The organism is Bullifex porci, from assembly GCF_009695635.1.
Classification (GTDB): Bacteria; Spirochaetota; Spirochaetia; order Sphaerochaetales; family Sphaerochaetaceae; genus Bullifex; species Bullifex porci.
This window is the reverse complement of sequence record NZ_VUNN01000007.1, coordinates 12,611-38,732: the sequence shown is the minus strand read 5'-3', so window position 1 is coordinate 38,732 and position 26,122 is coordinate 12,611. Positions and strand designations below refer to the sequence as shown.

Annotated in this window: 21 protein-coding genes; 7 read left to right on the top strand and 14 right to left on the bottom strand. The window is 37.5% G+C overall.

Translation table 11 applies throughout. From position 1 onward, the window contains the following. Positions 1-4 precede the first annotated feature (4 nt). Complete coding sequence (locus tag FYJ80_RS05145; RefSeq protein ID WP_154425131.1) at positions 5-925, bottom strand: sugar phosphate isomerase/epimerase family protein; 921 nt, start codon at positions 923-925, stop codon at positions 5-7. Positions 926-1,138: 213 nt separating this feature from the next. On the opposite strand from FYJ80_RS05145, the gene FYJ80_RS05140 reads away from it, so the two are divergent. After that, positions 1,139-2,170, top strand: coding sequence for a LacI family DNA-binding transcriptional regulator (locus FYJ80_RS05140; protein ID WP_154425130.1), 1,032 nt, complete (start codon positions 1,139-1,141; stop codon positions 2,168-2,170). A gap of 38 nt (positions 2,171-2,208) precedes the next feature. Here the strand turns inward: FYJ80_RS05140 and xylB are convergent, their stop codons facing one another. From xylB to FYJ80_RS05090, 10 genes are read right to left on the bottom strand one after another with little or no spacing between them, the layout of a single operon-like run. Beyond that, on the bottom strand, positions 2,209-3,660 hold the full coding sequence (gene xylB / locus FYJ80_RS05135; RefSeq protein WP_154425129.1) for a xylulokinase: 1,452 nt from the start codon (positions 3,658-3,660) through the stop codon (positions 2,209-2,211). Between the two features lie 5 nt (positions 3,661-3,665). Then, positions 3,666-5,153: an L-fucose/L-arabinose isomerase family protein gene (locus FYJ80_RS05130; protein ID WP_154425128.1), complete on the bottom strand. Its 1,488-nt coding sequence runs from the start codon at positions 5,151-5,153 to the stop codon at positions 3,666-3,668. Further along, positions 5,150-7,207, bottom strand: coding sequence for an alpha-amylase family protein (locus tag FYJ80_RS05125; protein WP_154425127.1), 2,058 nt, complete (start codon positions 7,205-7,207; stop codon positions 5,150-5,152). The genes FYJ80_RS05130 and FYJ80_RS05125 overlap by 4 nt, the downstream gene beginning before the upstream one ends. Beyond that, positions 7,204-8,685, bottom strand: a complete 1,482-nt coding sequence (locus tag FYJ80_RS05120; protein ID WP_154425126.1) for a response regulator transcription factor — start codon at positions 8,683-8,685, stop codon at positions 7,204-7,206. The genes FYJ80_RS05125 and FYJ80_RS05120 overlap by 4 nt, the downstream gene beginning before the upstream one ends. After that, complete coding sequence (locus FYJ80_RS05115) at positions 8,663-10,450, bottom strand: sensor histidine kinase (protein WP_154425125.1); 1,788 nt, start codon at positions 10,448-10,450, stop codon at positions 8,663-8,665. Before FYJ80_RS05115 ends, FYJ80_RS05120 begins: the two co-directional genes overlap by 23 nt. 24 nt (positions 10,451-10,474) lie before the next feature. After that, positions 10,475-11,362, bottom strand: a complete 888-nt coding sequence (locus FYJ80_RS05110) for a nucleoside hydrolase (protein ID WP_154425124.1) — start codon at positions 11,360-11,362, stop codon at positions 10,475-10,477. A gap of 2 nt (positions 11,363-11,364) precedes the next feature. After that, the gene (locus tag FYJ80_RS05105) at positions 11,365-12,210 is read right to left on the bottom strand and encodes a carbohydrate ABC transporter permease (RefSeq protein ID WP_154425123.1); all 846 of its coding nucleotides are present in this window, start codon (positions 12,208-12,210) and stop codon (positions 11,365-11,367) included. Continuing rightward, positions 12,210-13,109, bottom strand: coding sequence for a carbohydrate ABC transporter permease (locus tag FYJ80_RS05100; RefSeq protein WP_154425122.1), 900 nt, complete (start codon positions 13,107-13,109; stop codon positions 12,210-12,212). Before FYJ80_RS05100 ends, FYJ80_RS05105 begins: the two co-directional genes overlap by 1 nt. A gap of 57 nt (positions 13,110-13,166) precedes the next feature. Then, positions 13,167-14,480: an ABC transporter substrate-binding protein gene (locus FYJ80_RS05095; protein WP_154425121.1), complete on the bottom strand. Its 1,314-nt coding sequence runs from the start codon at positions 14,478-14,480 to the stop codon at positions 13,167-13,169. Between the two features lie 51 nt (positions 14,481-14,531). Next, positions 14,532-16,208 (bottom strand): family 43 glycosylhydrolase, encoded by a 1,677-nt coding sequence (locus tag FYJ80_RS05090; RefSeq protein ID WP_154425120.1) that lies wholly within the window; start codon positions 16,206-16,208, stop codon positions 14,532-14,534. Positions 16,209-16,347: 139 nt separating this feature from the next. Between FYJ80_RS05090 and FYJ80_RS05085 the strand changes: the two genes are divergently transcribed. Beyond that, positions 16,348-17,496: a glycoside hydrolase family 88 protein gene (locus tag FYJ80_RS05085; RefSeq protein WP_154425119.1), complete on the top strand. Its 1,149-nt coding sequence runs from the start codon at positions 16,348-16,350 to the stop codon at positions 17,494-17,496. 31 nt (positions 17,497-17,527) lie between these two features. On the opposite strand, the gene FYJ80_RS05080 is transcribed toward FYJ80_RS05085, so the two are convergent. Next, entirely contained in the window at positions 17,528-17,842 is a 315-nt protein-coding gene (locus tag FYJ80_RS05080) for a YibE/F family protein (RefSeq protein WP_154425118.1), read from the bottom strand. A 153-nt stretch (positions 17,843-17,995) separates the two neighbouring features. Here FYJ80_RS05080 and FYJ80_RS05075 point away from each other — a divergent pair, with 153 nt between their 5' ends. The 3 genes from FYJ80_RS05075 (at position 17,996) to FYJ80_RS05065 (ending at position 21,035) form a co-directional block, all read left to right on the top strand. Further along, positions 17,996-19,084 carry a sugar kinase gene (locus tag FYJ80_RS05075; RefSeq protein WP_154425117.1) on the top strand — a complete coding sequence of 363 codons (1,089 nt, stop codon included), beginning with the start codon at positions 17,996-17,998 and terminating at the stop codon, positions 19,082-19,084. An 82-nt stretch (positions 19,085-19,166) separates the two neighbouring features. Further along, positions 19,167-19,859, top strand: a complete 693-nt coding sequence (locus tag FYJ80_RS05070) for an MBL fold metallo-hydrolase (protein ID WP_154425116.1) — start codon at positions 19,167-19,169, stop codon at positions 19,857-19,859. A gap of 156 nt (positions 19,860-20,015) precedes the next feature. Next, positions 20,016-21,035 carry a phosphorylase family protein gene (locus tag FYJ80_RS05065; RefSeq protein ID WP_154425115.1) on the top strand — a complete coding sequence of 340 codons (1,020 nt, stop codon included), beginning with the start codon at positions 20,016-20,018 and terminating at the stop codon, positions 21,033-21,035. 55 nt (positions 21,036-21,090) lie between these two features. Here FYJ80_RS05065 and FYJ80_RS05060 read toward each other — a convergent pair whose 3' ends face one another. Together FYJ80_RS05060 and FYJ80_RS05055 are read right to left on the bottom strand one after the other, a co-directional pair. Next, entirely contained in the window at positions 21,091-22,182 is a 1,092-nt protein-coding gene (locus FYJ80_RS05060) for a dipeptide epimerase (RefSeq protein WP_154425114.1), read from the bottom strand. Continuing rightward, complete coding sequence (locus tag FYJ80_RS05055; RefSeq protein WP_154425113.1) at positions 22,182-23,354, bottom strand: DUF819 family protein; 1,173 nt, start codon at positions 23,352-23,354, stop codon at positions 22,182-22,184. Before FYJ80_RS05055 ends, FYJ80_RS05060 begins: the two co-directional genes overlap by 1 nt. Before the next feature lie 271 nt (positions 23,355-23,625). Between FYJ80_RS05055 and FYJ80_RS05050 the strand changes: the two genes are divergently transcribed. Together FYJ80_RS05050 and FYJ80_RS05045 are read left to right on the top strand one after the other, a co-directional pair. Beyond that, entirely contained in the window at positions 23,626-25,860 is a 2,235-nt protein-coding gene (locus FYJ80_RS05050; RefSeq protein WP_154425112.1) for an ATP-binding cassette domain-containing protein, read from the top strand. A 2-nt stretch (positions 25,861-25,862) separates the two neighbouring features. Beyond that, a complete protein-coding gene (locus FYJ80_RS05045; RefSeq protein WP_154425111.1) occupies positions 25,863-26,087 on the top strand; it encodes a GNAT family N-acetyltransferase in 225 nt (74 codons plus the stop codon). Positions 26,088-26,122 lie beyond the last annotated feature (35 nt).

Here is a 26,122-nt window from a genome sequence, read left to right as displayed (position 1 = left end):
ACCCTCAAATAATAAAGTTTTCCATATATTTCTTTGAAATTCTTAAAGAATCGAGGATTTTCTCTTTTGAGCCCTCAAAGGCCTTATCCTCAATTTCAATAACTGCATAGCCTTCATATCTGATATCTGTTAAGGCACAAGCAAATTCATCCCACTTAACGTCTCCAAAGGAAGGAAGCTTTGGAGCCATATAATCTAGTGGATATGCCATAGTACCTACTTCCTTAAGCTTCTCAGGGTAGAGCTTTATATCCTTAAAGTGGATGTGGAATAGCTTATCCTTAAAGTCATAAACAGCCTTGTTATAATCAAGCATCTGCCAAATAAAGTGTGATGGATCAAAGTTAATTCCTAAGCTATCACTTTTTAGAATATCGAAAACTCTTCTCCAGTTTGCAGGAGAAGTAAAAATGTTTTGTCCACCTGGCCATTGGTCTCTAGTAAAGAGCATTGGACAGTTTTCAATAGCAACTTTAACATTAAGCTCCTCAGCTAGCTTTAAAATAGGAGGCCAAATCTCACTAACAAGCTTTAAGTTATCTTCTAAATCAAGGTTCTGGTCTCTACCTATAAAGGTTGTAACCATATTTACATTTAATTTTGCAGAAGCCTTTATAAGGCACATTATATGATTAATAGCAGCATTTCTTTTTTCAATATTGCTGTCTAAAGGATTTGGATAGTAGCCGAGGGAAGAGATTTCAACATTACTCTTTGCTGCATATGATAAAATGTGAGCGCAATATTCATCATCATTTAATACTCTTTCAGCATCGATATGACTAACTCCTGCATATCTTCTTTCTGCTTTTCCCTGCGGCCAGCAAGCTACCTCAACACATTTAAAGCCCATTTCATGAGCAACATCCATCATTTCTTCATATGTCCAGCCATCAAGAATAGCACTTAGAAAGCCAAGCTTCATCAAATCCTCCCTTTAATGAAATAAAATGAAATAATTTTCTTTTTTACTTCATTTATTATGATAAACCCGATTTGTTACAAACACAAGGAAAAATTTATTCGTAGTTAATTTCTTAATATTTAATGAATTAAATTAAGAACTTTCTTATGAAATAAATAATGAAATATTTCAGAAATATTTACAAGCTTTCAGAAACATGTTATTATCTCTTATATGGCACGAGCAAGTATTCCAGTTACAAAAATTGCTAAGGAAGCAGGAGTATCTCCTGCTACAGTTTCACGTGTATTAAAGCACCCAGAGCTTGTACAGGGGAAAACAAGAATATTAATTGAGAATGCAATTAAAAATGCAGGCTATGATCTTGAAGCACTAGTAAAGCAAAATAGTAATAACTCTAATAACGTTATAATGGTTATTCTCCCAACCATAGAAAACCCATTTTATAACAATATCCTAAAGGGTATTAAAACTAGTGCGACAGCACATGGCTTTCCAGTAATTATATATACAGGAAATATCGATTCAAAAAATCTTTCTAATTTATTATTTGTATCTAAAAAGACGTGTGTAGGTGGAATAATTTGCTTAGGAAGAAAGCTTGAGCTTCCAATTGCAAATGCAATAGAGGAGGAGATTCCTCTAGTTCAATGCTGTGAGTATAACAAGGATGCATCCTCTGTTTATGTGAGTATAAATGACTATTTAGCTGCTAAGAATGCGACTAATCATATTTTAAACCTAAACTATAGAAGAATTGCATTTATTAATGGCCCTATTTCCTATAACTATGCGCAGGAAAGGCTTAGAGGCTTTGAAGCGGCTTTAGCAGAAAGAGAAGTAACAATACCTCCTAACTGGAAAATATCTCTTCCAGAGGTTTCATACAGTCTTGGGCTATCGGCAGCATCTCAGCTACTAGGCACAGATGATAGACCTGATGCTATATTTTGTGCAGCAGATGTATTTGCACTTTCAGTTATCAAAGCAGCAAACAGATATGGTCTAAATGTACCAAGAGATATTGGTGTCGTTGGCTTTGATAACATTGAGGTTGCATCTATTGCTGTTCCTAGTATCACAACAATTAACCAGCCCGCATTCCAAATAGGCTTTACAGCTGGAGAGACTATGTTTGAGCGTATTAGAGACCCAGAAGCAAAGCCAAGTCCAATTCTTCTCGACACAGAGCTAATCTCTCGTGATTCAATAATTCCTTTCCATCGTAAGGTTAAGCTCTCTTAAAAATTTAGCACGATGATAAGCTTCACCGTGCTAAAAGTTTATGAAAACAGAGGCGTTAATGCATTCACATAGCTCTTCCACTTTTCATAGTGCTTCATATACATCTCATGATTTAGCGTATTTGGCATTGTAAGCGGCTCAGAGCTTAAACTTAAGTGCTCATCTACTATTTCACCAATTGTTCTTTTGTTTTCAACTATCCATAGTGCTTGAAGAGCAGCACCAAAGGCTGCTGCCTCCTCCTCACTAGAGAGTCGAACAGGAAGATTAAGAACATCTGAAATAAGCTGTCTCCAAAACTTACTTTTAGCGCCACCACCAGTTAATGTGATCTCTGACGCACCCTTAAAGGAATCAAGGCCAAGCAGGAATTCAAAGGTTACTCCTTCAAAGATACTTCTAGCCATATTAGCATCCTTTAGGTTTTCATTATTAAAGCCGCCAAAGACACCCTCACCCTTTGGTAAATCAGGGAAGCGCTCTCCATTTAAAAATGGTAAAAAGACTACACCCTCAGAGCCTATAGGCGCAGAGGAGGCAAGGGTACTAAGCTCATCAACAGATAATCCTCGAGCCTTTCTAAAGGCTTCAGTTGCGACTGTACAATTCATAGTACAAAGTAAAGGAAGCCAAGTGCCATGACTAGATCTAAAGGAAGCTAAATTAGTTTTAGAGTCGATGACAGGAGTAGATGAGGAAGAAAACATTGTACCACTAGTTCCTAAGCTAATAGTAATGCTTCCATCTCTAACAGCTCTAGTTCCGATCGCAGCCATCATATTGTCACCACCACCAGAAGTAACCTTAGTTCCTTCCTTTAGACCAAAGCGCTTAGCTGCGTTTTTTGTGACAAAGCCAATTACACCTTCCTCTCTTATCTCTGGAAGCTTTTGTATAAGGTCACTTGATATAGCATTGCATATTCTTAAATCCCACTTCCCGCTTCTTATATCCATTAAGCCAGTTCCAGAGGCATCGCCTCTTTCCATAACTGCAGCTCCAGTAAGGACATAATTTAGATAATCATGTGGAAGCATTACTCTCCACACCTTATCATAAAGCTCAGGATAGTACTTTTTCAGCCATAGTATTTTGGAAGCAGTATACCCAGGAAGAATTGGGTTACCACACTCTTCAAGTACCTCTTTTCCAGCTATTTCACTTATCTCTTTACACTCATTTATAGTTGAAGTGTCACACCATAGCTTTACGTTGTATAACACCTCTCCACTTTGTGATAGTGGGACAAAGCCATGCTGCTGTCCTGAAATAGCTATTGCTTCAACATTCTCTCTTATATCCTCAGGAATTGAGAGTATTGCATCCTCTAAGGCAGTAAGCCATGACTCAGCTTTCTGCTCTCTAGTTCCATCGCTTTTTGATATAAGAGTAAGAGGAGCTTTAGCTAGTGCAACCTTCTTATGAGCTACACTATCATAGACTAAAACCTTTATACTCTGTGTCCCTGCATCTATTCCCATTACATACATAGCTTTCACCTTACAAATGGGTTTTCACCTGGATATAAATCGCCCTCTTTTCTATTGTAAGCAACATCACTAATTCCAAGGTAATCAAATAGAGCCCAAAGAGTTGCTCCACAGTGCTTAAAGGCAACTGCACCATGGTGTGGATAGCGCTTACGAATAAGTACATGGCGATAGAATCTTCCCATTTCCTTAATTGCAAAGATACCAATTCCACCAAAGCTCTTTGTACTAACAGGTAAAACCTCACCCTCAGCAATATATGCTTGAAGCTTTGTATCTGGAGTAGTTTGTAATCTAAAGAAGGTTATATCACCTGGCTTGATATCACCCTCGAGAGTTCCTCTTGTGATATCAGGCTCTCCGCCATTTTCTAGTAGTCTGTTTTGAATTATCTGATAATTTAAAGCGCCATCACAAAGACAGCAGAATGGAGTATTTCCACAGTGGAAGCCCATGAAGGTATCTGTAAGCTTATATGGGAACTTACCCTTAATGCCCTCATCATAAATATCAGCTGGAACAGTGTTATTTATGTCTAAGAGTGTTACTGGAGAGCCTGTAATACATGCACCAATATATTCAGAGAGTGCTCCATAGATATCAACTTCACAGGCAACTGGAATACCACGTGATGCTAATCGGCTATTTACATAGCATGGCTCAAAGCCAAATTGTGATGGAAATGCTGGCCAGCACTTATCTGCAAAGGCAACATATTTTCTCTCTCCCTTATGGTTTTCTGCCCAGTCAAGGAGAGTTAGCTCAAATTGAGCAAGCTTTGGTAGAAGCTCTGGATATGTATTACCCTTTATACCAAGCTCTGCTGCCATATCCTTAACAACATCCTCAATTCTCTTATCACCTTCATGCTCCTTAAATGAAACTAGAAGGTCAAGCTCACTATTTTCTTCAACCTCTACACCAATATCATAGAGAGCCTTAATTGGAGCATTACAAGCAAAGAAGTCCTGTGGACGAGGTCCGAATGTAATAATCTTTAACCCCTTGAGTCCGATAATAGCTCTTGCAAGTGGAACGAAATCGAGAGCCATATTAGCAAGCTCCTCTGCACTTCCAACAGGATACTCAGGGATGTAGGCCTTAAGCTTTCTTAAGCCAAGGTTATAGGAGCAGTTAAGCATTCCACAATAAGCGTCTCCTCTTCCATTAATTAGGTTTTCGCCTGTTTCCTCTGCAGCAGCTACATACATTACAGGTCCATCAAAGTGCTTTGCAATAAGTGTTTCAGGAGTCTCTGGACCGAAATTACCTAAAAATACAATTAAAGCATTACACCCCACATTAGAAACATCATCAACTGCCTTAAGAGCATCCTTTTCATTCTCTACAACAATATCTGATTCATAAATTTCTATTCCCTTTGCTCTAATTTGAGAGGCAAAGGCCTTTCTTCTGTTTCTTGAAAGTGAAACAATAAAGCAATCTCTACTAACTGCAATCATACCAAGCTTTACATCAGGTATATTCTTCATTTCTTTCCTCCTCTAGCTTCTATAAACGCACAGCAATGAGGCTGTATAGTTTTTAAATTGTCATATGGACCATATATTCTATCATCGTCTGATATAGTATACGGGTAAGATCTATGATTTACCAAAATAAATCCTTTTTCAAAGAATGCTTTCTCAATATCGCATTCATATTTTATTTCTCTTTCTAGAGCCTCTTCAAAATATGTCTTTAGTGGGCACTCTTTTAGTATTGAAATTGGATAAAGCTCATTATTTTTCTCACATATTGGTACATGTGGTATTTCCTTTGATATGTATGATAGTCCATAGTCAAAGCCTAAAGAAATAATTAAGCCACTACCATATGAGCTCCTAACTGCCGCAGCCTTCTGATTAACAGAGTAGCGTGCAATTACATCACCAGCGCTAAAGGCTTTATACATAGTTGTTGTAATTAAAGCTTTCTCACTAAATATAACTGGAGATGGCTCTGTGTCCTCACAATCTATTTTGAAGGTACAATTTGCAACCTGGCTTCCTGGAGAGTGTATTACTACCCCACCCTTATTAACAAACTTTCGAAGCACTTCCTCAGCGCTTTTATCTCTCTCAAAGGTGTACATATCATCCTCAGGAAGTATAAGGATAGAGTATGCTTCGTAGTTTAAAGAGAAATCACTTAAATCTGTTATATCTGTAGATATTCCATAGTCTAGTAGTAGCTTATACCAGCCAAGGGAATCGAGACGACGATTCTCACTATTCTGAGAGTAATCCTCTGCTAATGCCATAGCAGAAGGAAAAAGCACTGCAGCTTCACTATTTAATCTCTTACCAGTTAATGGAAGTACTGTATCTAGCCACCTATTAGCTCTCTTTAAGTCCTCTCTAAAATAGCTATTCATACGATGCATTAACCCGCCATCATCTAGGCCACATACACCATAAGAGTAGTACCCTCCTGCACCAGAGGCAGCAATAGAGCCAATTAGCTCACATGGTGTGAGAGTGCGGTAGATATCATTGTATAGATATCTTCCAAAATAAAGACCTCCTAAAAAATCTCTATTTCTATTCATGACTCTCATCATGCTATGGTGGTACGATGTGACATATGGCTCTGCATCGGCGCTAGGAGTTACAGGAACAGATATAAAGTGTGTGATATCTACATATTCAGAGAGTCGATATATATCAATTCCTCTATTTGCTGTATCCCATAAGTCAGAGAGCATAGCACCTGCAACTCTTACACCATCAAGCGTTAGGAAGTAACCCCACTGAGTAAGATTAGGGACCAATAGTAAATTAGAGTCAACCTCAGTAAGGAGCTTTTTCATCTCCTTAAAGTACAAAATAAGCTCATCACGCTGCCATCTTCTATTATCATAGCGAATGTGCTTTTCTTCCTCGTTTTTAGGTGTACCCTCTAGCCATAGCTCCTTTATATCTAGCTCGTCAAAGTCACTATATGATGTGCCATAAGCCAAGTTTAGCTCATCAATATTAGAGTAAATTCCCTTTAAATAGGAAATATATCTATCGTTTCCATCGCTATCAAAAGATGGTGCAACAATAGGGTCCCACATTGAGACCATAGGTTTTCCAGAGATATTTTCGCCCTCAATAGTCGTAACGCCATCTCCATATAGTCTTATTAACCCCTTAACATGGTTTACCATAGAGGCCTTTGCTTTTTCAGACCAATAGAGATAGTGCTTACCATCAGAGCCATCCTTTAAGCAAACACTTTCTCCATAGATAGGAGGTGAAAATCGAATATTTGGATAGAGGTTATCACCATTTAAATATAGTGATAAAAACTCATAGCTAAGTCCTATTTCACGTGCAGTCTTTTGCATATATTCCTGCATCTCGACATAGTTACTTGGATCTCCTCCTTCATATCTTAGCTGGAAATCCTCCCAAGCCTTGCTATCAAGAAGAATAGACGTAAAGCCCATATCCTTAAGAGCTATTAGAGTATTTCTTACAAATTCCTTATCATCAAAGGCAGGGCGATAGAAGTTACCAAACCATATACTTTTAAAGGAGCCATTAGGTGTTCTTATCATTTTCCTCTTACCCTTTTTATATATGAGCTAGGCTTTTCGTTATATACTCTTTGAAATACATCAGAGAAGGTTCTAACATCTGGATATCCAACTGCTTGAGCAACCTCAGTTACACTTTTATCTGTACTTATCATTAGAGAAACAGCATGCTCTAAGCGAACCTTTCTGAGGTAATCCTTAAAGTTTTCACCGGTATTTTTCTTAAAATATGCAGAGAAATAATATGTATTCATACCAACTAAATCAGCAATTTGCTTAAGACCAATTTGTTCCTGATAGTGCTCCTCTATATACTCTAAAGCAACAAGATACTCCTTAGTCTTCTTCTGCCCAGCCCTCTCAAGAAGCTGATGATGTATATTAAAAAGCTCCCTTCTAAATAGCTCTGTAAGCTCAAGATAGCTCTTAGTCTCTCTACCCTTTTCCATGAGTAAATTTAAATCTGGTTCATCAATTTTTAGCTTTGAATCAGCAAGCTTATCTAAAATAAGACGTAAGCAGTTACAAAAGCAGAAGCAAACCTCATCTCTTCTACTCTCTCGAAGTGTTGCTATCTCAGTTACAAAGGAGGACCAGCAATCCTCTATTCTATCCTCATTTAAGGATAAAATAGCTGCAGTTAGCATCTCACGCCACTTCATTACCTCTACAGTTGAGGTTGCAACCTCCTTTTCAGGGATTAAATACTCATACACAGAGAAGAATGATGCATAGTAGGAGCAGGAATATGCTTCTCTACACTTTATGATCATAGCCTCCATATCTAAAACAGATGAAAACTCTTCACTGATTACAGAGCATATGCGTATCGAATTTTTTCGATATATCTCATCGCCACACTCCTTCATATAAACTAAGGCAGAGGTTCTAGACATCCCTGAAAAGAGGATAAAATCATCATCTCCATGTCTAAAGACAAACCCACGTCCTGTTTGTTCAATTTTAGATCTAAGACGCTCAAGATAGGAAAAGGATTTAAGTCTATCTAAGGAGGTAGATGAGGACTCAGAGGAGCCTGAACGAACTAATACATATGGCTCCTTATGGTCTCTAAAGAAGGCTGTATATACAGGTGTTCTACTCTCCTTTTCCTCTCTATTTAGCTTTCCAGAAAAGCATTTAGCTCTAGATAGAGATTTTAAGAGCTCTGAGCGTACTACTGGCTTTACTAGGTAATCGAGAGCACCATGAAGTAGCGCAGAACGAACATAATCAAATTCCTGGAACCCACTGATAAAGATAACCTCTGTCTTAAGACCATCTGATTCTATTCTTTCAAGTAGCTCAAGCCCGCTAAAGCCTGGCATTGAGATATCTAAAAGTGCAATATCTGGTTCAAGAGTTAATATACCCTCCAAAGCACTTCTACCATCGGGATAGGAACCAATAATTTCAATTCCTAATGCCTTCCAATCCATTAAATGCTCAAGCCCAGATAGGATAAATGGTTCATCATCAGCCATTATGAGTCTTATCATTTTTATCTCCCATATACTCTTTATTTGGTACTGTAATAGTTACTACTGTACCCACATCGACAAGGCTCTCTATATCAAGGCCAAAGCCCTTTCCATAAATTAGCTCCAGCCTATCATATACATTCTTAAGTCCAATACTCTTCCAGTTATACTCATCTCTTATTCCTGGAGCATCACTTTCAAATCTTCTTTTGAGCTCCTCTAGCTCTGAAGGAGTCATACCTACTCCATTATTCATAATTCGTATAAAGGCCTTTGTATTTCTTCTTTCAACCTCAATAGCGATACGTCCACTTCCTCCATTTGGCTTAATGCCATGGATGTATGCATTTTCTACAATAGGCTGTAAAATAAGCTTTGGTATTTCAAGATCAAGTCCATCAAACGATACTGAAAGATCAATATGACCACTAATTCTTGCATTAAGCAGGAATACATACTTTTCTACTATATCAATCTCTTTAGAAAGAGGCACAAAGTCACTTACAGGTCCAATAAGGTAGTGAATTTGCTCTGATAGTGATTCAATCATCAAAGCAACCTTCTCATCCTTATTGCTAATAGCAGTCATTCTGATAACCTCTAAAGTATTATAAAGGAAGTGAGGATAAATTTGACTCTTTAGAGCGGTACATTCTGCTTCTCTCTGCTTTAGCTGTGAGCGGTACACCTTGTCGACATACTCATTTAAAGCACGGCTCATTTCATTAAAGCGTTGAGAAAGCTCACCTATTTCATCCTCTCTTTCAACTGGAAGAGAGATATCGAAGTCACCTCTTTCAAGTCTCTTCATCTCCTTCATCATTCCATCTAATGGCTTTGAGAGACGCCTTGATAGCACAATCATTCCACCAACAAATAAAGCTGTAGAAATCGCAAGTAAAAGCCATGAGAGTGAATAAAGGATACTTACAGATGCAAAGAGTGCCGAATGAGTTACTATGATATATGTTCCCATGCCATATCTATCATAGGTATCATAGAACATCATATCACCCTTTTTCATAAGCGATGCAGGGTCAAAGGACTTTCCCTCTAAGGAAGGATCACTACTAAGCCAGCACTCACCATTTACCATGAAAACAATAGTCTCACCATGTTCAGGAGTGTAGGAGCTTACAATTCTTCTTAAGTCCTGTACATCTACATCGATAAAAAGAGTTCCTATATATTCAGGGCTATCGATACTTGCTGAGGTATTAAAATAGTTTCTTGCAACTGTAAAGGTTGTTGCAATATTTCCTGGGAAGTAGTTAGTTTCGTGAGGAGGATATATCATTAAATATCTAGATAAAGGATCATAGGTATCTGTTTTTACAATATCGTAATAGGCATCTTCATCTGATATAAATGTATTTATCCTATCCATATGATATTCATCATCGGTAGTTATAAAATGAATTCCCTTTACAGAGCTATCAACATTTAAAATATTATTTAAAAACGCTTCAACATCAGAGGAATTTTTATTATTAATAAGCTCTCTAAAGCTTGTTGAATAGAAATTCTTTATGTTAAAGACACTATCATTTGGTGTTGTATAGTAATAGGTTAGCTTTGTAAGAGAATCATAGCTATTGAAGGAATTCTCAAAGCGGTCCTGAAGAGATGATACCATCTGAAGATAGTTTTCACTCATTACTCTAGTAAATTGGTTTTCCATCGCTGAGAATAGACCAAGAACAACAAGTAATAGCGGCATTAAGCCAAGGAAGATTGCGATGATTGTAAACCTCACAAATATTTTTCTTCTTTTTTTAATCATCACACTCCTCCTTTTATATTAAGTTTATACGAAAGTAATGAGACCTCGGGAAAAAAGTTCAAGCTTTGAGAATAAATCCTCAAATATCATCCTCTGATAAATCTTGTTATAAACTCGAGTCTTTAAATCACCAGCTAGTGGAGAATATGAGCAATTATCATTAATCGTGACTCTGCTCTTTATCTCATAGCAATATTGATGTGGATAAATTAATACTCCAGCTGCAGGGCTATCACCAAGTGTCCAAGCATCCCCACTTCGATAGGCTCCTGCAGGAAGCATATTCCAAGCAATAATTCTATTTAAAATTAAATCCTCGAGCTTGCCCCTACCTCTAAGTCTTAGAAAAAGCTCAGATAGAGTAAGCCCCATAGAGGAGTAAACAGGACGTGGTATTTGCCAAATATCCTTTAAAGAGTTAAAGACTATATTTGCACTTAAAATATCACGACTTAGATTATACTCCCACCCTCCATTAGGATAGCCTTCACCTCCAATCCAAATTAAAGTAAATTTATCCCAAATTGAGCTTTCAAGCTCTAGAGCAATTCTTACATCTGTAAGTGCACCAAGTGCTAAAACATAGAGCTTTCTATCATCCTCTTTAAGAGCTTCCTCAACAATTAGCTTAGCACCAGGAGATGCTTTACTATCCTTGTCCTCTGCACCCGGTATTAATATATCCTTTGGCACCTTAAGAGATGATAAAATTCTTTCTCCCTCTAAAAGACTTTTCTTCATCGAATCCTTTTCGCCAAAGTGGACAGCTACAATACCCCTCACATCAAAGATTGGCGTGAGGAGCATTTGAATTACTGCAGCATGATCATCTGCTTCGTTAGCTAGGTCACTAAGAATGATGATTCTTACTTCTTTTTCTCGTGGTACGGGATATGGAAGCTGAGCCTTCATTATCAGCCCTTAGTTGCACCAGCAGTAATACCCTTAACAAAGTACTTCTGGAAGGCAACGAAGATAGCAATTGCAGGAATCATTGAGATAAGTGTTCCAGCAAATACAATATCCCATCTAGCTGTAAACTGTCCTACGAAGCCCGCAATTTCAACTGTAATAGTCTTTGCTTTTCCACTAGGAAGAACAAGGTAAGGCATGAGGTAGTCGTTCCAAATATTAAGTCCGTTTAGGATAATCATAGATGCATTACATGGTCCAAGAAGTGGGAATGTAACACGCCAGAAGATTTGGAATCTATTGTAGCCATCGAGCATTGCTGCTTCCTCAAGCTCTAGAGGAACACCCTTTAAGAAGGAGCAATATAGAAGAGTTCCAAAGGCAATAGAGCCTGAGATATAAATCATAATAGGACCGACAAAGTTTCCAAACATTCCAAACATCTTAAGCTCTCTAAAGAGAGGGAACATATATAGGTGGAATGGAATCATCATACCTGAGATGAAGAAGGTGTAGAAGAATGCAGACTTCTTACTGTGGTCACGAGTAATTGCGAAGGCGGCCATTGGTACTACACAAATAATTAAGAGCTCAGAGAATACAGTTAAGAAAACTGTATTGATGATTGCACCACCAAAATCACTCATTTGGAATAGGTCTACGAAGTTCTTAAAATATAGTGCTGTAGGAGGAGCTGCAGGATTTTTAAGAATTTCACCATTACTCTTAAATGCACTCATTATTGCAAAGAGTACTGGGTAGATCATAATAATTGCGATAACTGCTGTAAGAGCGAGAAGTGCCCACTCATATGGTTTATAGTTATGTTTAACCTTTTCTTTACTCATTAGAGCTGTACCTCCCTTGATTTTAGGAACTTCTGCTGTGCACCATTCAAAATTAAAATTAAGAATAGAAGCACAATACCAACTGCGGTACCGAAGCCCTGTCGTCCTTCGTTAAAGCCGACCTTATAAAGGAGGTATACGAGGGTTTCAGATGTAAAGCCCGGACCACCATCTGTCATGACGTTAATCTGGTCGAAAATCTTAAGTCCGTTGATTAGAGAAAGTGTAAAGTTTACTGTGAATGCTCCACTAATTAGAGGCATTGTAATTTTAGTAAACTTCTGCCATGGGCCAGCACCATCGATCATAGCTGCCTCAAGAACATCTGCAGAAATACTCTGTAGTGATGCAAGGTAGATAATCATATAGTAACCAACACCCTTCCAAACGAGTACAGTACCAATTGCAATGAGTGTAAAGCGTGTATCACCAAGCCAATCCTGTGTAAGATTCTCAAGTCCCATTCCTCTAAGCATTGAGTTAATTACACCAAAGTTGTAATTATACATAACCTTCCAAATAAAGCCTGATACAATACCAGAAACTAATACTGGAATGTAGAAGATACTTCTAAAGAAGTTCTTTGCTTTAATTACCTTATCAACAAGAAGTGCTAAAGCAAGAGCAAAAACGTTCTCAAGTACAGATACAAACATTGTAAGGATGATTGTATTCTTTAATGCATTTCCAAATCTTGCACTAGTAAATATTTCAATGTAGTTTTGTAGTCCAATGAAGTTCATCCTTGGGCTGATACCATCCCAGTTAGTGAAGCTGTAGTAAACACTTCCAACTGTAGGTGCAACTATGAATAGTGAAAATAGTAATAAGGCAGGTGCCATGAAAATCCAGTAGTACCAGTCTCTAGGCTTTTTCACGCGGAGTAAGTTTTCTTTCATTTTCCCTCCAAAATAAGAGCCCTCCGGGAAGGAAGGCTCTTTTTAATCATGACAATATTATTTAATTCCCTGACCTGTTACTGGGTTAAATGACATTGATGCGGTCTTCCAGCTCTTATTCATCTCTGCAACTGCACTATCAACACTTCTCTGTCCGAGGAGTACCTCTACAGCTGTCTTATATGTGAAGTTTCTGAAATCTGGTGGAAGCTCATTAACGCCTGCCTTACTGTTCCACATTGGGCTTAAGCTATCAGCCTTACCAAGAGCCTCGATAACCTCTGCAAGGTATACGTTGTCACTTAAATCTGGAGCATTCTTTGTTACAGGAGTTGCTGAGAGAGCCTTACAATATACGAGGTAATTCTCTGGCTGATAGAAGAACTTTAAGAATTCAATAGCAACTTCCCACTTAGCACTGTCCTTCTGACACTCTGTTGAAACTGCTAAGCCAGAAATACCACTTCCGCCAACCATTCTAAGCTTACCATCTGGGCTTGCAACTGGGAACCAACCCATCTGGAATGAAGGATCTGCTGAGATTACCTGGCTGAACATATGTGTACCAGAGTACATCATTGCTGCCATGTTATTTACGAGGAAGGTAGTAAGCTGTGCATCTGGTGTACTAGCCCAACCCTTCTGAGCATAGCTCATAATTGTACTAAGCTCTGCGAATACAGCCTTTACACTCTCATCTGAGAAGTTCTTAGAGCCATCATAGCAGTGAGCGATAAAGTCTTTATCCTTACTAATTACCTGGTCATCCCATACCTTGTTGAATAAGAAGCCCATGTGCCAAAGGTCACCACCACCTACTACGAGTGGAGACATCTCACCTGCAGCCTTAATCTTTTCACATGCAGCAATAAACTCATCATATGTCTTAGGCTCAGCAATACCAAGCTTATCGAAGTATGCCTTATTGTAGATGACACCCATTGTGTTTTCACCTGCGAGAGCAACTGTATAGATGTTGCCATCATCAAGAACCATTGGAGAAAGGAATAAATCTGTGAGCTCTGCTGGAAGAGGAGCAAGCTTGCCTGCTCTTACATACATTGCTGCCTCACCTCTCATCTCAACGATATCTGGGAATTCACCAACACTATCCTTAGTCTTTACGAATTCTGAGTAGTTACCACCATTACCTGGCTGGATTGTAACTGTCATACCTGGGTGTGTAGAGTTAAATCTGTTAACAATTTCATTGAAGCTTTTCTTTGCACCTTCATCACCATCTGCAAATACTAATGTGATTTCAGTACCCTTATCCTGTGCCTTTACAGCACTTCCGTTCTCACTTCCGCCCTGTGCGAAAAGAGAAAAACTGAGAATAGCAATAAGCATTAATGCTAATACTTTTTTCATTTCAATTTCTCCTTTTGTTGTATTAGATATCTAAATTCTCACACCGGATATTTAACTTCTCAATAGCGGCTTTTTTTGATACATGTAGTCATTTTTTAGATTCTCATAGCTAAAGGAGAATACATCACAGTGTCTACCTCTTGCTGTTAGATCCTGGCAGCAAATAGCTATCATAGAGCCTGTAAACCACCCATCAAAGCATGCTTCATCACTCATAAAGCTACCATCTACATCTTCCTTTATTTTAATAACCTCACCATCACCAACGCTGTATGCAAAGCTTAAATAAAAGTTTTTACTACTAACAAAAAGCTTAATTGGCTTATTATCCTCTATAGGAATATATGGTGTAAGATACTCATAGCTTCTATTCTCACCCTTTAAAAGAGTAATACACTTTCCTACATCCTCATCATGAGTTATGTGTAAATATAAATAGTTATCTGTATCATACATCACAGCAAGGCCTGCAAGATTTTTAAAGCATTCAGGCTCAAAGGTAAGTGTTAGCTCTGCATTAAAGCTCATTTCCTCAATTCTTCTTGCAATAAGAGTTTGTGAGAAGAAGCTTGATAAGCCGGAGCGACCATACATACGAAGTGCCTTTAGCTCAGGCATGTATTTCATATAGTGCTCTGTCATTGGAATTCTAAGACTCTGCCACGATGGATCAAGGTTAGAAAAGTCTGCTTTATATACACCCTTATTTTCCTTCTCAACACAAATTGGAACCTCTAAAGGAGGAAGAACTCCACCATCAACTCTTGGCCATCCATCCTCACCCCAAATAAGATGAACAATAGCTGTCTCACGCCCTAATGGATATCTACGCTCATTAGGAAAGCGAGGATGGTTTAATACTCTTTTTTCTCCATTTGGGTTTCTTCTATCTGATGGGCGTGCTGTAATGTGGACCATATACCACTCTCCAGCTGGAGTTTGAACAACACAGCCATGCCCAGATTTTTGAAGTGGATATTCAGGATTTTGTCTTGAGGTTAAGATAGACCAAGCCTCACCCTCACTACGCTTTATATATGAAGGCTTATGCATCTCATATGGACCAAAGACATTTTTACTTCTAAGTACACTCTCTCCATGGCCCTCTCCAGTTCCAGTATCTGCTGCAAAGAGATAGTACCACCCATCCTTTTTAAGAATATGAGGCCCCTCAAGAAAGATTTCGTGGGATGCATAAATCTCTTTTGGCTCTCCTATAGTTTGGAAGGTTTTGCTATCTAGCTCCTCAATTAAAAGTCTTCCTTGGTATTTCTTTGGAACTCTATGGTCAGTAACCATTGAGATTAAATATTTTCTACCATCGTCGTCATGGAATAAGGATGGATCAAAGCCAAAGCTATCGATAGAAACAGGGTCAGACCAGGGACCATCTATTGAAGTAGAGGTTACAATATAGTTCTCTGTATCATACATATTTACATAGTATGCTTTGACAACTGTATAGCAGAGATAAAATATCCCTTTATCATAGGTTAAACAGGGAGCCCATATTCCTTGAGTTGTTCCAACACCCCTTAGATCGAGCTTATTTGGGTCTGTAAGAATATATCCGTAATCACTCCAATTAACGAGGTCACGAGAGTGAGATAGCTTAACTCCTGGCCACCACTCAAAGGTACTAGTTGCTATGTAGTAATCATCTCCTACTCTAATTATTGATGGGTCTGGATTGAAGCCACGTAATATCGGGTTTAATGCTTTTTCCATATTACCTCCTTGATGTGCTTTATTTAAACATTAGGAGAATTAGAGTGCAATCATTTGTTAAAAAAAGCGAATTGGAACTAAAAAACGAACAATTGCGCCAAAGGCTTAGGGAGTCTCAAAATATAATACGGAGGAAATAATGGATAAAAAGGATGTGTTAAATACGCTATCAAGTGTTGAGAGGAAATTTGAAGCAGCGCTAAAGAAACATACAGGAAAGCTTCCAGCAGTTTCTAAGGATGGAGTATATGATAACAGAGCTGATTTATCGGTAAGCTGGACTATCGATAACGGTCCTGCCTGGTGGACAAATGGCTTTTGGGGAGGAATTTATAACCAGCTATATAAGCTTACAGGGAAAAAGGAGTATCTTGAGGAGGCTAGAGGATCAAGATACCTTATTGATAAGTGCTTTCTTTCTGAATATTACACAGGTCTTCACCACGATGTAGGCTTTATGTGGCTTCCTACTGCAGTTGCTGATTATATCCTTACAGGTGACGAGGATGCAAAGCGCAAGGGCTTACTTGCTGCCCAGCTTTTAGCGGGAAGATATAATCCAGAGGGAGAGTTTATCAGAGCTTGGAATGATATCGTACCTGGTGAGCCTACCAATAAGGGGTGGGTTATTATTGATAGCATGCTAAATATCTCAATTCTCTATTGGGCAACTAAGGTAACTGGAGACCCACGCTTTAAGCACATCGCTGAACGCCATGCAACAACTGTAATGAATTCATTTATCAGAGAGGATGGCTCTGTAAGACATATTGTAGAGTTCGATGCAGATAAGGGTGGATTTGTCCGTGACTATGGTGGACAGGGTATGAAGCAGGGCTCCTCCTGGACTAGAGGTCAAAGCTGGGGTATTTACGGCTTTACAAATAGCTATGTACACACAAATAGAAAGGATTTCTTAGATGCTGCAGTTAAAATTGCTGACCATACAATTAAAGTAATTCCTGATTCATATTTAATCCCTGTAGATTTTGATCAGGATAAAGAGCTTTCCTTTGAGGATTCTACAGCAGCAGCAATTATTGCTTGTGGTCTTATCGAGCTTGAAAAGCATGTACCAAATAAAGGCTACAGAGAGGTTGCTGAGAAGCTTATTGAAACACTTACTCTAAAGAGAGCAGACTTTAGCCTAGAGAGAGAGGGAATAATACAAAGATGTACTGGCTCATATAATGGCTTAAACGATAGAGAAGTAAACTTTGTATATGCAGATTACTACTATCTTGAAGCCCTAATGAAGCTTGCAGATAAGGATGTTATGTTTTGGTAATTAATTAAGGGGCATTTATTGCCCCTATCTATTATTTATTTTTATAAAAACAAATTACACAGAAAATTGCAGTTAATGGAGTTACAAATATTAGTCCCATACATCCAACTAAGGTTTGAGCAATTTCTGAAGCTATCATCTTACTAGTAAAAATATTTATTACAGGGGTTCCCTGTGCCATATATACCATAAATACAGTTAAATATGATGACATATAAGCTAATAATAGTGTTGTAACTTGTGTTCCAAGCCCTGCTCTTCCAACACTTAAACCAGAGTAAAATAGCTCTCTGTTGAACCCTGAGCAAATAGTGTCATTGCTAAGGCTACTAATAAAACTGATCAAACAATCTTTTTCACTTTTATTCTCCTATTTAAGACAGGAATAGTCTTACATAGTTTTGTGAAAGCTAAATAAACTGAAAAGAAAGTGCGTGTAAAAACTTTTCTTGATTGCAAAAAATAAATGAAGCAAAATAATCAAAGATTTGGAGGGGATATGATACATAAAAATCCGATTACTACTAATGAAGCAAAGGGACATAAATTTATAACTATTGGTGAGATTATGCTTCGTCTTACACCACCTAACTATGAAAAGATAAGAATGTCACACTCATTTGAAGCAAGCTATGGCGGTGCTGAAGCAAATATAGCCCTTGCACTTGCGAACCTTGGCATTGACTCAACCTTTTTCTCTGTAGTTCCTAATAACAGTGTTGGTAAAAGTGCTATTAGAATGCTGAGAAGTAACGATGTACACTGTACTCCTGTAATTTTATCAACTCCTGAAGAAACACCTACCCATAGACTTGGAAGCTACTACCTTGAAACTGGATATGGTATTAGACCAAGTAAGGTTATATATGATAGAAAGCACAGTGCAATTACTGAATATGACTTTTCCTCCTACGATCTTGAAGCATTGCTAAAGGATTTTACTTGGCTACATCTTAGTGGAATAACACCAGCTCTTGGACAAAACTGTAGAAAATTAATTTTAGACTCTCTAAAGGTTGCAAAGAAGCTAGGACTTACTGTTAGCTTTGATGGTAACTTCAGAAGTACTCTTTGGACCTGGGAGGAAGCTCGAGATTTCTGTACTCTCTGCTTACCTTATATAGATGTATTAATAGGTATTGAGCCATACCACCTCTATAAGGATCCAACAGATCCATCAAAGGGAGATGTTAAGGATGGTATTCCTCTTCATCTGTCATATGATGAGCAAAAGGTTATTTTTGATGAGTTTAAAAGACAATACCCTAACATAAAGTGTATGGCTCGTCATGTAAGATATGCTAACAGTGGTAGTGAAAATAGCTTAAAGGCATACCTTTGGTATGATGGCCAGACAATTGAAAGTAAGATGTTTACATTCACTATCCTAGATAGAGTTGGAGGAGGAGATGCCTTTGCATCGGGTCTTATCTATGCAATGATGAAAAACTATGCTCCTAACGATATGATTAATTTTGCAGTTGCTAGTAGCGCAATTAAGCATACTATTAGAGGTGATGCTAATATCACAGATGATGCAGAGACAATTAAGAATCTTATGAATATGAATTACGATATTCGTAGATGATTGCTAATAGAGGTCTGAGCTTACTCAGCCTCTAATTTTTTTTGCATAGAAAAAAAGCTTATTTTTTGTTATATAATTATATATGAATAGCTACGAAATAATTAAAATTGATGATTCAACTTGGAGAATTGAGGATAACGGTGCCCGTTTCTTTTTGCTTTCTGGAGATGATTATTCTCTATTAATTGACACAGGAATGAATGTCAAAAATGTTAAAGCTATTGCACAAAGCCTAACAGATAAGCCGATTAAATTAATTAATACACATGCAGACCCAGACCACATAGGTGCAAATTGTGAATTTTCATCATTTATGATGAATACATTAGAGCTTGATAACTACAATATTTATCAAAAATGTAGTGGGAAGGTTATCCCAGTAAATGACCATGAAATTATCAATATTGGTGGTAGAAGCTTAGAAGTAATATTTATTCCAGGACATACTCCTGGCTCTATTGCTTTACTAGATATTGAAAGAAGAGTTTTGTTTTCAGGTGATACCATCCAAGCTGGAAATATATTCCTATTTGGTCCAATGAGAAATATAAAGACTTATTTACAATCACTTGAGAGATTAAACTCATTAAAAGATCGCTTTGATTTCATTTACCCTTCGCATGCAAATCCAGTTCTGGAGCCTAATATTATTGAAAAGCTAATTGAAGGAACTAAAGCAGTAATTGATAATAAGCTAAGCTATAGTGATGCATCATTATTTGGCCAAAAGATAAAGGTCTATGATATTGGATGCGCTAAGTTGCTATTAAATTAGAGAAGAAGCTGTGAGGATTTATCATTTTTTGTTGTTTCTCAATAAAAAGTTGTACTAATTTGTTGCATTTTTAAATAATCTCACAACAAATATTGACCTTTCCAACTATAAAATGTTACTAAGAGCCATATTTTACCACATTTTGGAGGAAAAACAATGAAAAAACGCATCACAATCCTTATGGTGCTTTGCTTAGCTCTTTCTTGTGCTTTATTTGCTCAGGGTGCTATGGAAACTGAGAAGCTTCCAGTAAAGGTTCTCATCTTACCTAAGTTTGAAATTGGTGACATCTCAAGTGACTTCCCTGGTGAAGCACAGTACTACTATGATGCCTATGTTAAGGATGGAGAAGCCTACGAGATTAAGGGTGCCTTTGAAGGTAATAAGCTTTATTACAAAGATGGTGTAGCACTCTATTTAACAGGTATGGGAAAGGTTAATACAGCTGTTTCTCTCACTGCTATCCTCTCTGATGAAAGATTTGATTTCTCTGACTGCTACTTCTTCTCAACAGGCTGTGCTGGTTCCGCTAGAGAGTATACAGTAATGGGTGATGTATTTGTTATCACTGCTTGTATCGACTTCGACCTTGGACACCATGCAGATAATCGTGAGATGAAGGACCAGGAAGCAACCACATGGTTCCATGATGAAGGATATGATTCATCATCATATAAGCTCCTCAACCAGGATTTAGCTAATAAGGTTTTCGAGCTTGTTAAGGACACAGAGCTTTCAACAACAGATAAAACAAGAAGAGTAATGGCTAAGACCTTCGATGATGCAGAATGGGCAACTAGAGATCCAAAGGTACAAAAGGGAACAACAGTATCTGGTGATAACTACTGGAAGGGTGTATATGATGAAGCAAACGCTCTATTAATGGCAGAAACATATGGTGCTCCAGATCCATATGCATTAACAGAGATGGAGGATGTAGCTCTTGCAGTTGTTCTTGATCGCTTCGGCCTATTAGATAAATACATCGTAATTAGAGATAGCGTAAACATGGATGTATTTATGTATGGTTCAACACCTGAAAACCTTTGGTCTATCGATGATAGCCTTGCATCTGATGATTCAGTTGAATCTGCTGATATTTTTGCAACAGCAAGAAAGAATAACTTCCTTGTTGGAAGTAAGGTTGTAGACGCAATTATCTTAGGCAACCTCTAATAAATAATTTCTCACCACAAGTAGAGACTCCAGCTTTGCTGAAGTCTCTTTTTAATCAATCAAGATAAGTAATCTTTTCTATTCCCTTAATTCCAAGTCCTGGAGCTTTCGATACTGCAATATCCTTTTCATCAAAGATTGAGCCTCCGATAATTGGATCCTCTGAGCAAAGGACAGGGCCATCAAGATCGATTTTAGTAATAATACTTCTTGCACATGCAACATGAACTGCTGCATTTACACTTACCTTAGCCTCTAGCATACAGCCAAGCATACATTCAACACCCATAATAGAAGCTGCATCAGCAATCTTTAGAGCAGGTGTAATACCGCCGCATTTCATTAGCTTAATATTAATTAAGTCAGCGGCTCCACTTTGAATAATCTTCATTGCATCAAGTGGTGAAAATACACTTTCATCTGCAAGGACTGGTACATATGATCTTTCAGTTACATACTTTAAGCCCTCAATATCATGTGCAATTACAGGCTGCTCAACTAGCTCTATATCAAGTTCCTGCTCCTGCATTTGATTGAGAATCCTAACAGCCTCCTGTGGCTTCCACGCTTGGTTTGCATCAATTCTTAGCTTAGCTCTTGCTCCAATAGCATTTCTTATTGCAGAAAGCCTTTCAACATCTAGCTTAGGATTAACACCTACCTTAACCTTTAGAGTATCATATCCTCTATTAATAGCTGTAATAGCATCTCTAGCCATCTCCTCAGGACTATTTACACTGATAGTAATATCTGTGACAATTTTATCCTTAGAGCCACCAAGAAGCTTATATACAGGGATGTTATATAGCTGACCATATAAATCCCATAGAGCCATATCAACTGCTGCTTTAGCACTTGAATTGTGGATAATACATTTTTGAACACTATCTGTTAGAGCTTCGAAATCATCTACATCTCTACCAATGATAGTCTTAATAATGTGGTCCTTAAGAGCCCCAATTATTGCACCTGTAGTATCCCCTGTTATAACACCTGTTGGAGGAGCCTCTCCATAACCGACAGCACCTGTGTCGGTATGGATTTCTACTATAACATCTTCAACGCTATCAACACGTCTTAGAGCTGTTTTGAATGGGACTCTAAGAGGTACCGATATTCTTCCAATTCTTACTTCTGTAATCTTCATTAAGCAAAAATCCTCATAATGTTAGCAGTTAAGATACCAAAAGGAGTTCCAATTACATATCCCATTAAAGCCATTAGAATACCTACAGGTACTAAGGAGCCAGAGTATGAACCAGCTAATACCGGAGCTGAAGCTGTTCCTCCGATGTTAGCAAGAGATGCAACTGCTCCTGTGAAAAGATCGATCTTTAAAAGCTTACAGATTAAGAGCATTAATACTCCGTGAATAGCTAGGATGATAAAGCCTGTGATAATCCAAGCTGGAGCATCTGTGAGCTCTGTTAAGGAAGCTCTTGAAGCTAATAAACAAATTACGCTGTAAAGTAAAAGATTAGAAACCTCAGAGGAACCAGCTGTCTTACCAAGAGGAGAAACAGCACCACAAAGTCCTAATACTGTGATAAATAGAATTGTCCAAGTTGCTTTATCTAAGAATGGTAAAGTCTTATTTAACCAGGTACCAATGTTAGAGCCTACTGCAGAAACTAGGAATGAAATACCAATTAATAAAATTAAGCTTTGGAAGCTAATTTGCTTTGTATTAGCCTTTGCATCATCTGCTAAGCGTGATGATACAGCATCAAGCTCAGTTGTATCTGCCTTTGTCCACTTATTAAATTTTGGAGCAAGGTTAATAGCCCATAGGAGGAATACAACCCAAAGTGAGTAGTCGATAGAGTCAATTACTAGTGCATATCCCATGTCAGCTTCACTGATATTGAGTGCAGATTGTACAGCAACCATGTTACCAGATCCACCAAGCCAGCTACCACAAAGAGCACCAAGACCCATCCAAGCATCAGAACCAATAAAGCCCTTCATGATTAAGAATGCAATTACAAAGCCGATCATGATTGTAATGGATGCAGAGAAGAAGCCGATTAACATTCTTGGTCCAAGCTTAATAATCTTTCTGATATCACAACGAAGAAGCATTGCAAATACCATTGCATATGTAAGATTATTCTTTAGATTTGAATATGCTGGTTTAGTTGCAGCTAAATCCCAAACCTTAAAGGTACAAAGTAGCATTGAAATTAAGTAACAAAGAACAACAGCTGGAATAAACTTAAAAAACTTAGCAAGAGCACCCTTTGCACTCTTTTCAAGTGAAACTAGTACAGCAGCCATAAACAATAGAACAGCTACATAAGTAAATCCATTAGTAATCATAAAACCCTCCTATGATCTTATAGTGAATGTAACAAAACTAACATTTTGTAATTCTACATCCAAAACACATAGTTGCAAAGAAACATTTTATAAAAATACAGTTATCACGCTCTTTTATGAAAATTTATACACTTACTATGCTTTTTTAAGACACTAGTACAAAAGTATAAGAGCTAATTATAAAAAAGGAAGTATAGCGTCAAAACAGAGCAAATAAAGTCGAGTTTTCTTTCCTCCCTTATTGTATCCTAATGAAGATAAGGAGAAGAAAATGAGACCGATAATTATTAGAGGCTTAAAGCAAAATAATCTAAAAAATATTTCTCTAGAGATTCCTAAAAATAAAATCGTTGTTTTCACTGGAGTTTCTGGTTCAGGAAAATCAAGTATTGTCTTTGATACCATTGCAGCAGAAAGCCAAAGACAAATGAATGAAACATATAGCTCATGGGCTAGAGGTAGACTCCCTAAATATGAAAAGCCAAATGTTTCAATAATTGATAATCTAAATCCCTCTGTCATAATTGATCAATCAAGACTTGGTGGAAATGCTCGTTCAACTGTTGGAACTATTAGTGATATGTACTCACTGCTTCGCCTACTCTTTTCTAGAATTAGCTCTCCAAGTATTGGTCCTGCCTCCTACTTCTCCTTTAATAATCCAAATGGAATGTGTCCAAATTGTGCAGGAATTGGAAAGCTTCTTGACTTAGATATGAAAAATATAATTGAGGAAGATAAAACCTACGATGAAGGGTTTTTCAAGCTACCAGCCTTTGGAAAGGGAAACTACTATTGGAAGGTATATAGAAAGCCAGAGCTATTTAGAACAGATATACCTTGGAAGGATTTATCTGAAGAGGAAAAGAATATATTACTCTATGGAAGCCGAATAAGAGGTGAAGAGAGAATCGATAAAAAAATCGAGGGTGTATATAATCAATTTAAGCGCTTAGTTTTAATGAAAGGCGCAGAAGAACAAACAGATAATACTCTTAAAAGGATTAGTCAATTTCTCTATGAATGTGAGTGTCCTTCCTGTAAGGGAAAAAGACTTAATGAAAACACTCTTTCCTGTAAGATAAATGGCTTAAATATTTACGATATGTGTATGATGGAGTTTTCTGATTTAAAGAAGGAGCTTTTAAAAATAACAGACCCAAGAGCTCAAGGAATCTTAGAGCAGCTAATAGCAGCACTAGATAGAATGATAGATATCGGACTTAATTATCTATTTATGAATAGAGAAAGCTCTACTCTTTCAGGAGGAGAGGCTCAAAGATTAAAGCTAGTTAGATATATGGGTAGCTCTCTTTGCGGAATGATTTATATTTTTGACGAGCCTAGTACAGGTATGCATCCAAGAGATGTATATAGGATGACAAACCTTCTAAAAAGCTTAAGAGATAAGGGTAATACTGTATTAGTAGTTGAGCATGATAAGGATATTATCTCTATTGCTGATGAAGTAATTGATATTGGTCCTCTAGCGGGTAAGTATGGTGGAGAAATCCTATTTCAGGGAAGCTATGAGAATTTGTTACTTAGTAATACTATTACAGGCAAAGCTCTTTCAAAAAGCACAGTAGTTAAAGAGCATGTAAGAAAGCCAAAAAGCTTTTTACCAATAAGAGGGGCTAATATACACAACCTAAAGAATATTAATGTTGATATTCCTTTAGGTGTTTTAACTGTTGTAACTGGTGTAGCTGGAAGTGGTAAATCATCGTTAATTAGAGATGTATTTGCAAAAAAATACTCAGAACAGGTGGTACTAATTGACCAAAGTGCGATAACAGCAACTGGAAGATCGACAGTTTGTACCTTCTTAGGCTTCTTTGATGAAATTAGAAAGCTTTTTGCAAAGCAAAATAACACAGATAGCTCTCTGTTCACTTTCAATGGAAGGGGTGCGTGTCCACATTGTAAAGGACGAGGCTTTATTACAACTGAGCTTGTATTTATGGAGAGTGTCACAACTACCTGTGAGCATTGTGGTGGAAATAGATATAGTGGCGAAGCATTAAGCTATGAGATTAATGGTAAAAACATAGTTCAAGTATTAGCTATGAGTGTCGAAGAAGCTAGAAGCTTTTTCCAAGGCAATAGGAAGATAACTAACGTCTTAGATGCATTAATAGAGGTTGGCCTCCCATATATAACACTAGGACAACCACTTTCTACCTTCTCTGGAGGAGAAAGACAGAGAGTAAAGCTTGCTCTTAATATTAAAAAGAAGGGAAATATCTATATTTTGGATGAACCTACAACCGGTCTTCATAGTGCTGATATTGAAAAACTTGTTAATATCTTTGAAACTATCGTTGCTAGAGGTAATAGTGTAATTGTAATTGAACATAATATAGATGTTATGAAAAGAGCAGATTACATCATAGATATTGGGCCTGATGGAGGATCAAAGGGTGGAGAGGTTGTCTTTACAGGTACACCAAAAGATATGATAGAAAAAGCTAATACTATTACTGCTGAATATCTTAGGAGATAATAATGGAGTTTCGAATAGCAGAAAGAAAGGATTGCGCATTAATATTAAGCTTTATCAAAGAGCTTGCACAATTTACTGTCCAAAGAGACTGTGAACGATTAGAGTGGTGTTGCTTAGATTGGAATACTCCTAGTATTAATTTCTATGAAAGCCTTAAAGCTAAGCCTCTCTCTGAATGGATGATATTCCGAGTTACAGGTGACACTCTTAACGAGCTAGCAAAATAATTATTTAAATGATAAACATCTGTAATTTGAGAAAA

Coding starts and splice junctions, on each gene's coding strand:
- FYJ80_RS05115 (WP_154425125.1), bottom strand. CDS start 10,450: ATGATTAAAAAAAGAAGAAAAATATTTGTGAGGTTTACAATCATCGCA.
- FYJ80_RS05075 (WP_154425117.1), top strand. CDS start 17,996: ATGATACATAAAAATCCGATTACTACTAATGAAGCAAAGGGACATAAA.
- FYJ80_RS05100 (WP_154425122.1), bottom strand. CDS start 13,109: ATGAAAGAAAACTTACTCCGCGTGAAAAAGCCTAGAGACTGGTACTAC.
- FYJ80_RS05060 (WP_154425114.1), bottom strand. CDS start 22,182: ATGAAGATTACAGAAGTAAGAATTGGAAGAATATCGGTACCTCTTAGA.
- FYJ80_RS05120 (WP_154425126.1), bottom strand. CDS start 8,685: ATGATAAGACTCATAATGGCTGATGATGAACCATTTATCCTATCTGGG.
- xylB (WP_154425129.1), bottom strand. CDS start 3,660: ATGTATGTAATGGGAATAGATGCAGGGACACAGAGTATAAAGGTTTTA.
- FYJ80_RS05065 (WP_154425115.1), top strand. CDS start 20,016: ATGAAAAAACGCATCACAATCCTTATGGTGCTTTGCTTAGCTCTTTCT.
- FYJ80_RS05055 (WP_154425113.1), bottom strand. CDS start 23,354: ATGATTACTAATGGATTTACTTATGTAGCTGTTCTATTGTTTATGGCT.
- FYJ80_RS05105 (WP_154425123.1), bottom strand. CDS start 12,210: ATGAGTAAAGAAAAGGTTAAACATAACTATAAACCATATGAGTGGGCA.
- FYJ80_RS05095 (WP_154425121.1), bottom strand. CDS start 14,480: ATGAAAAAAGTATTAGCATTAATGCTTATTGCTATTCTCAGTTTTTCT.
- FYJ80_RS05140 (WP_154425130.1), top strand. CDS start 1,139: ATGGCACGAGCAAGTATTCCAGTTACAAAAATTGCTAAGGAAGCAGGA.
- FYJ80_RS05130 (WP_154425128.1), bottom strand. CDS start 5,153: ATGAAGAATATACCTGATGTAAAGCTTGGTATGATTGCAGTTAGTAGA.
- FYJ80_RS05090 (WP_154425120.1), bottom strand. CDS start 16,208: ATGGAAAAAGCATTAAACCCGATATTACGTGGCTTCAATCCAGACCCA.
- FYJ80_RS05085 (WP_154425119.1), top strand. CDS start 16,348: ATGGATAAAAAGGATGTGTTAAATACGCTATCAAGTGTTGAGAGGAAA.
- FYJ80_RS05050 (WP_154425112.1), top strand. CDS start 23,626: ATGAGACCGATAATTATTAGAGGCTTAAAGCAAAATAATCTAAAAAAT.
- FYJ80_RS05045 (WP_154425111.1), top strand. CDS start 25,863: ATGGAGTTTCGAATAGCAGAAAGAAAGGATTGCGCATTAATATTAAGC.
- FYJ80_RS05070 (WP_154425116.1), top strand. CDS start 19,167: ATGAATAGCTACGAAATAATTAAAATTGATGATTCAACTTGGAGAATT.
- FYJ80_RS05145 (WP_154425131.1), bottom strand. CDS start 925: ATGAAGCTTGGCTTTCTAAGTGCTATTCTTGATGGCTGGACATATGAA.
- FYJ80_RS05110 (WP_154425124.1), bottom strand. CDS start 11,362: ATGAAGGCTCAGCTTCCATATCCCGTACCACGAGAAAAAGAAGTAAGA.
- FYJ80_RS05125 (WP_154425127.1), bottom strand. CDS start 7,207: ATGATAAGAACACCTAATGGCTCCTTTAAAAGTATATGGTTTGGTAAC.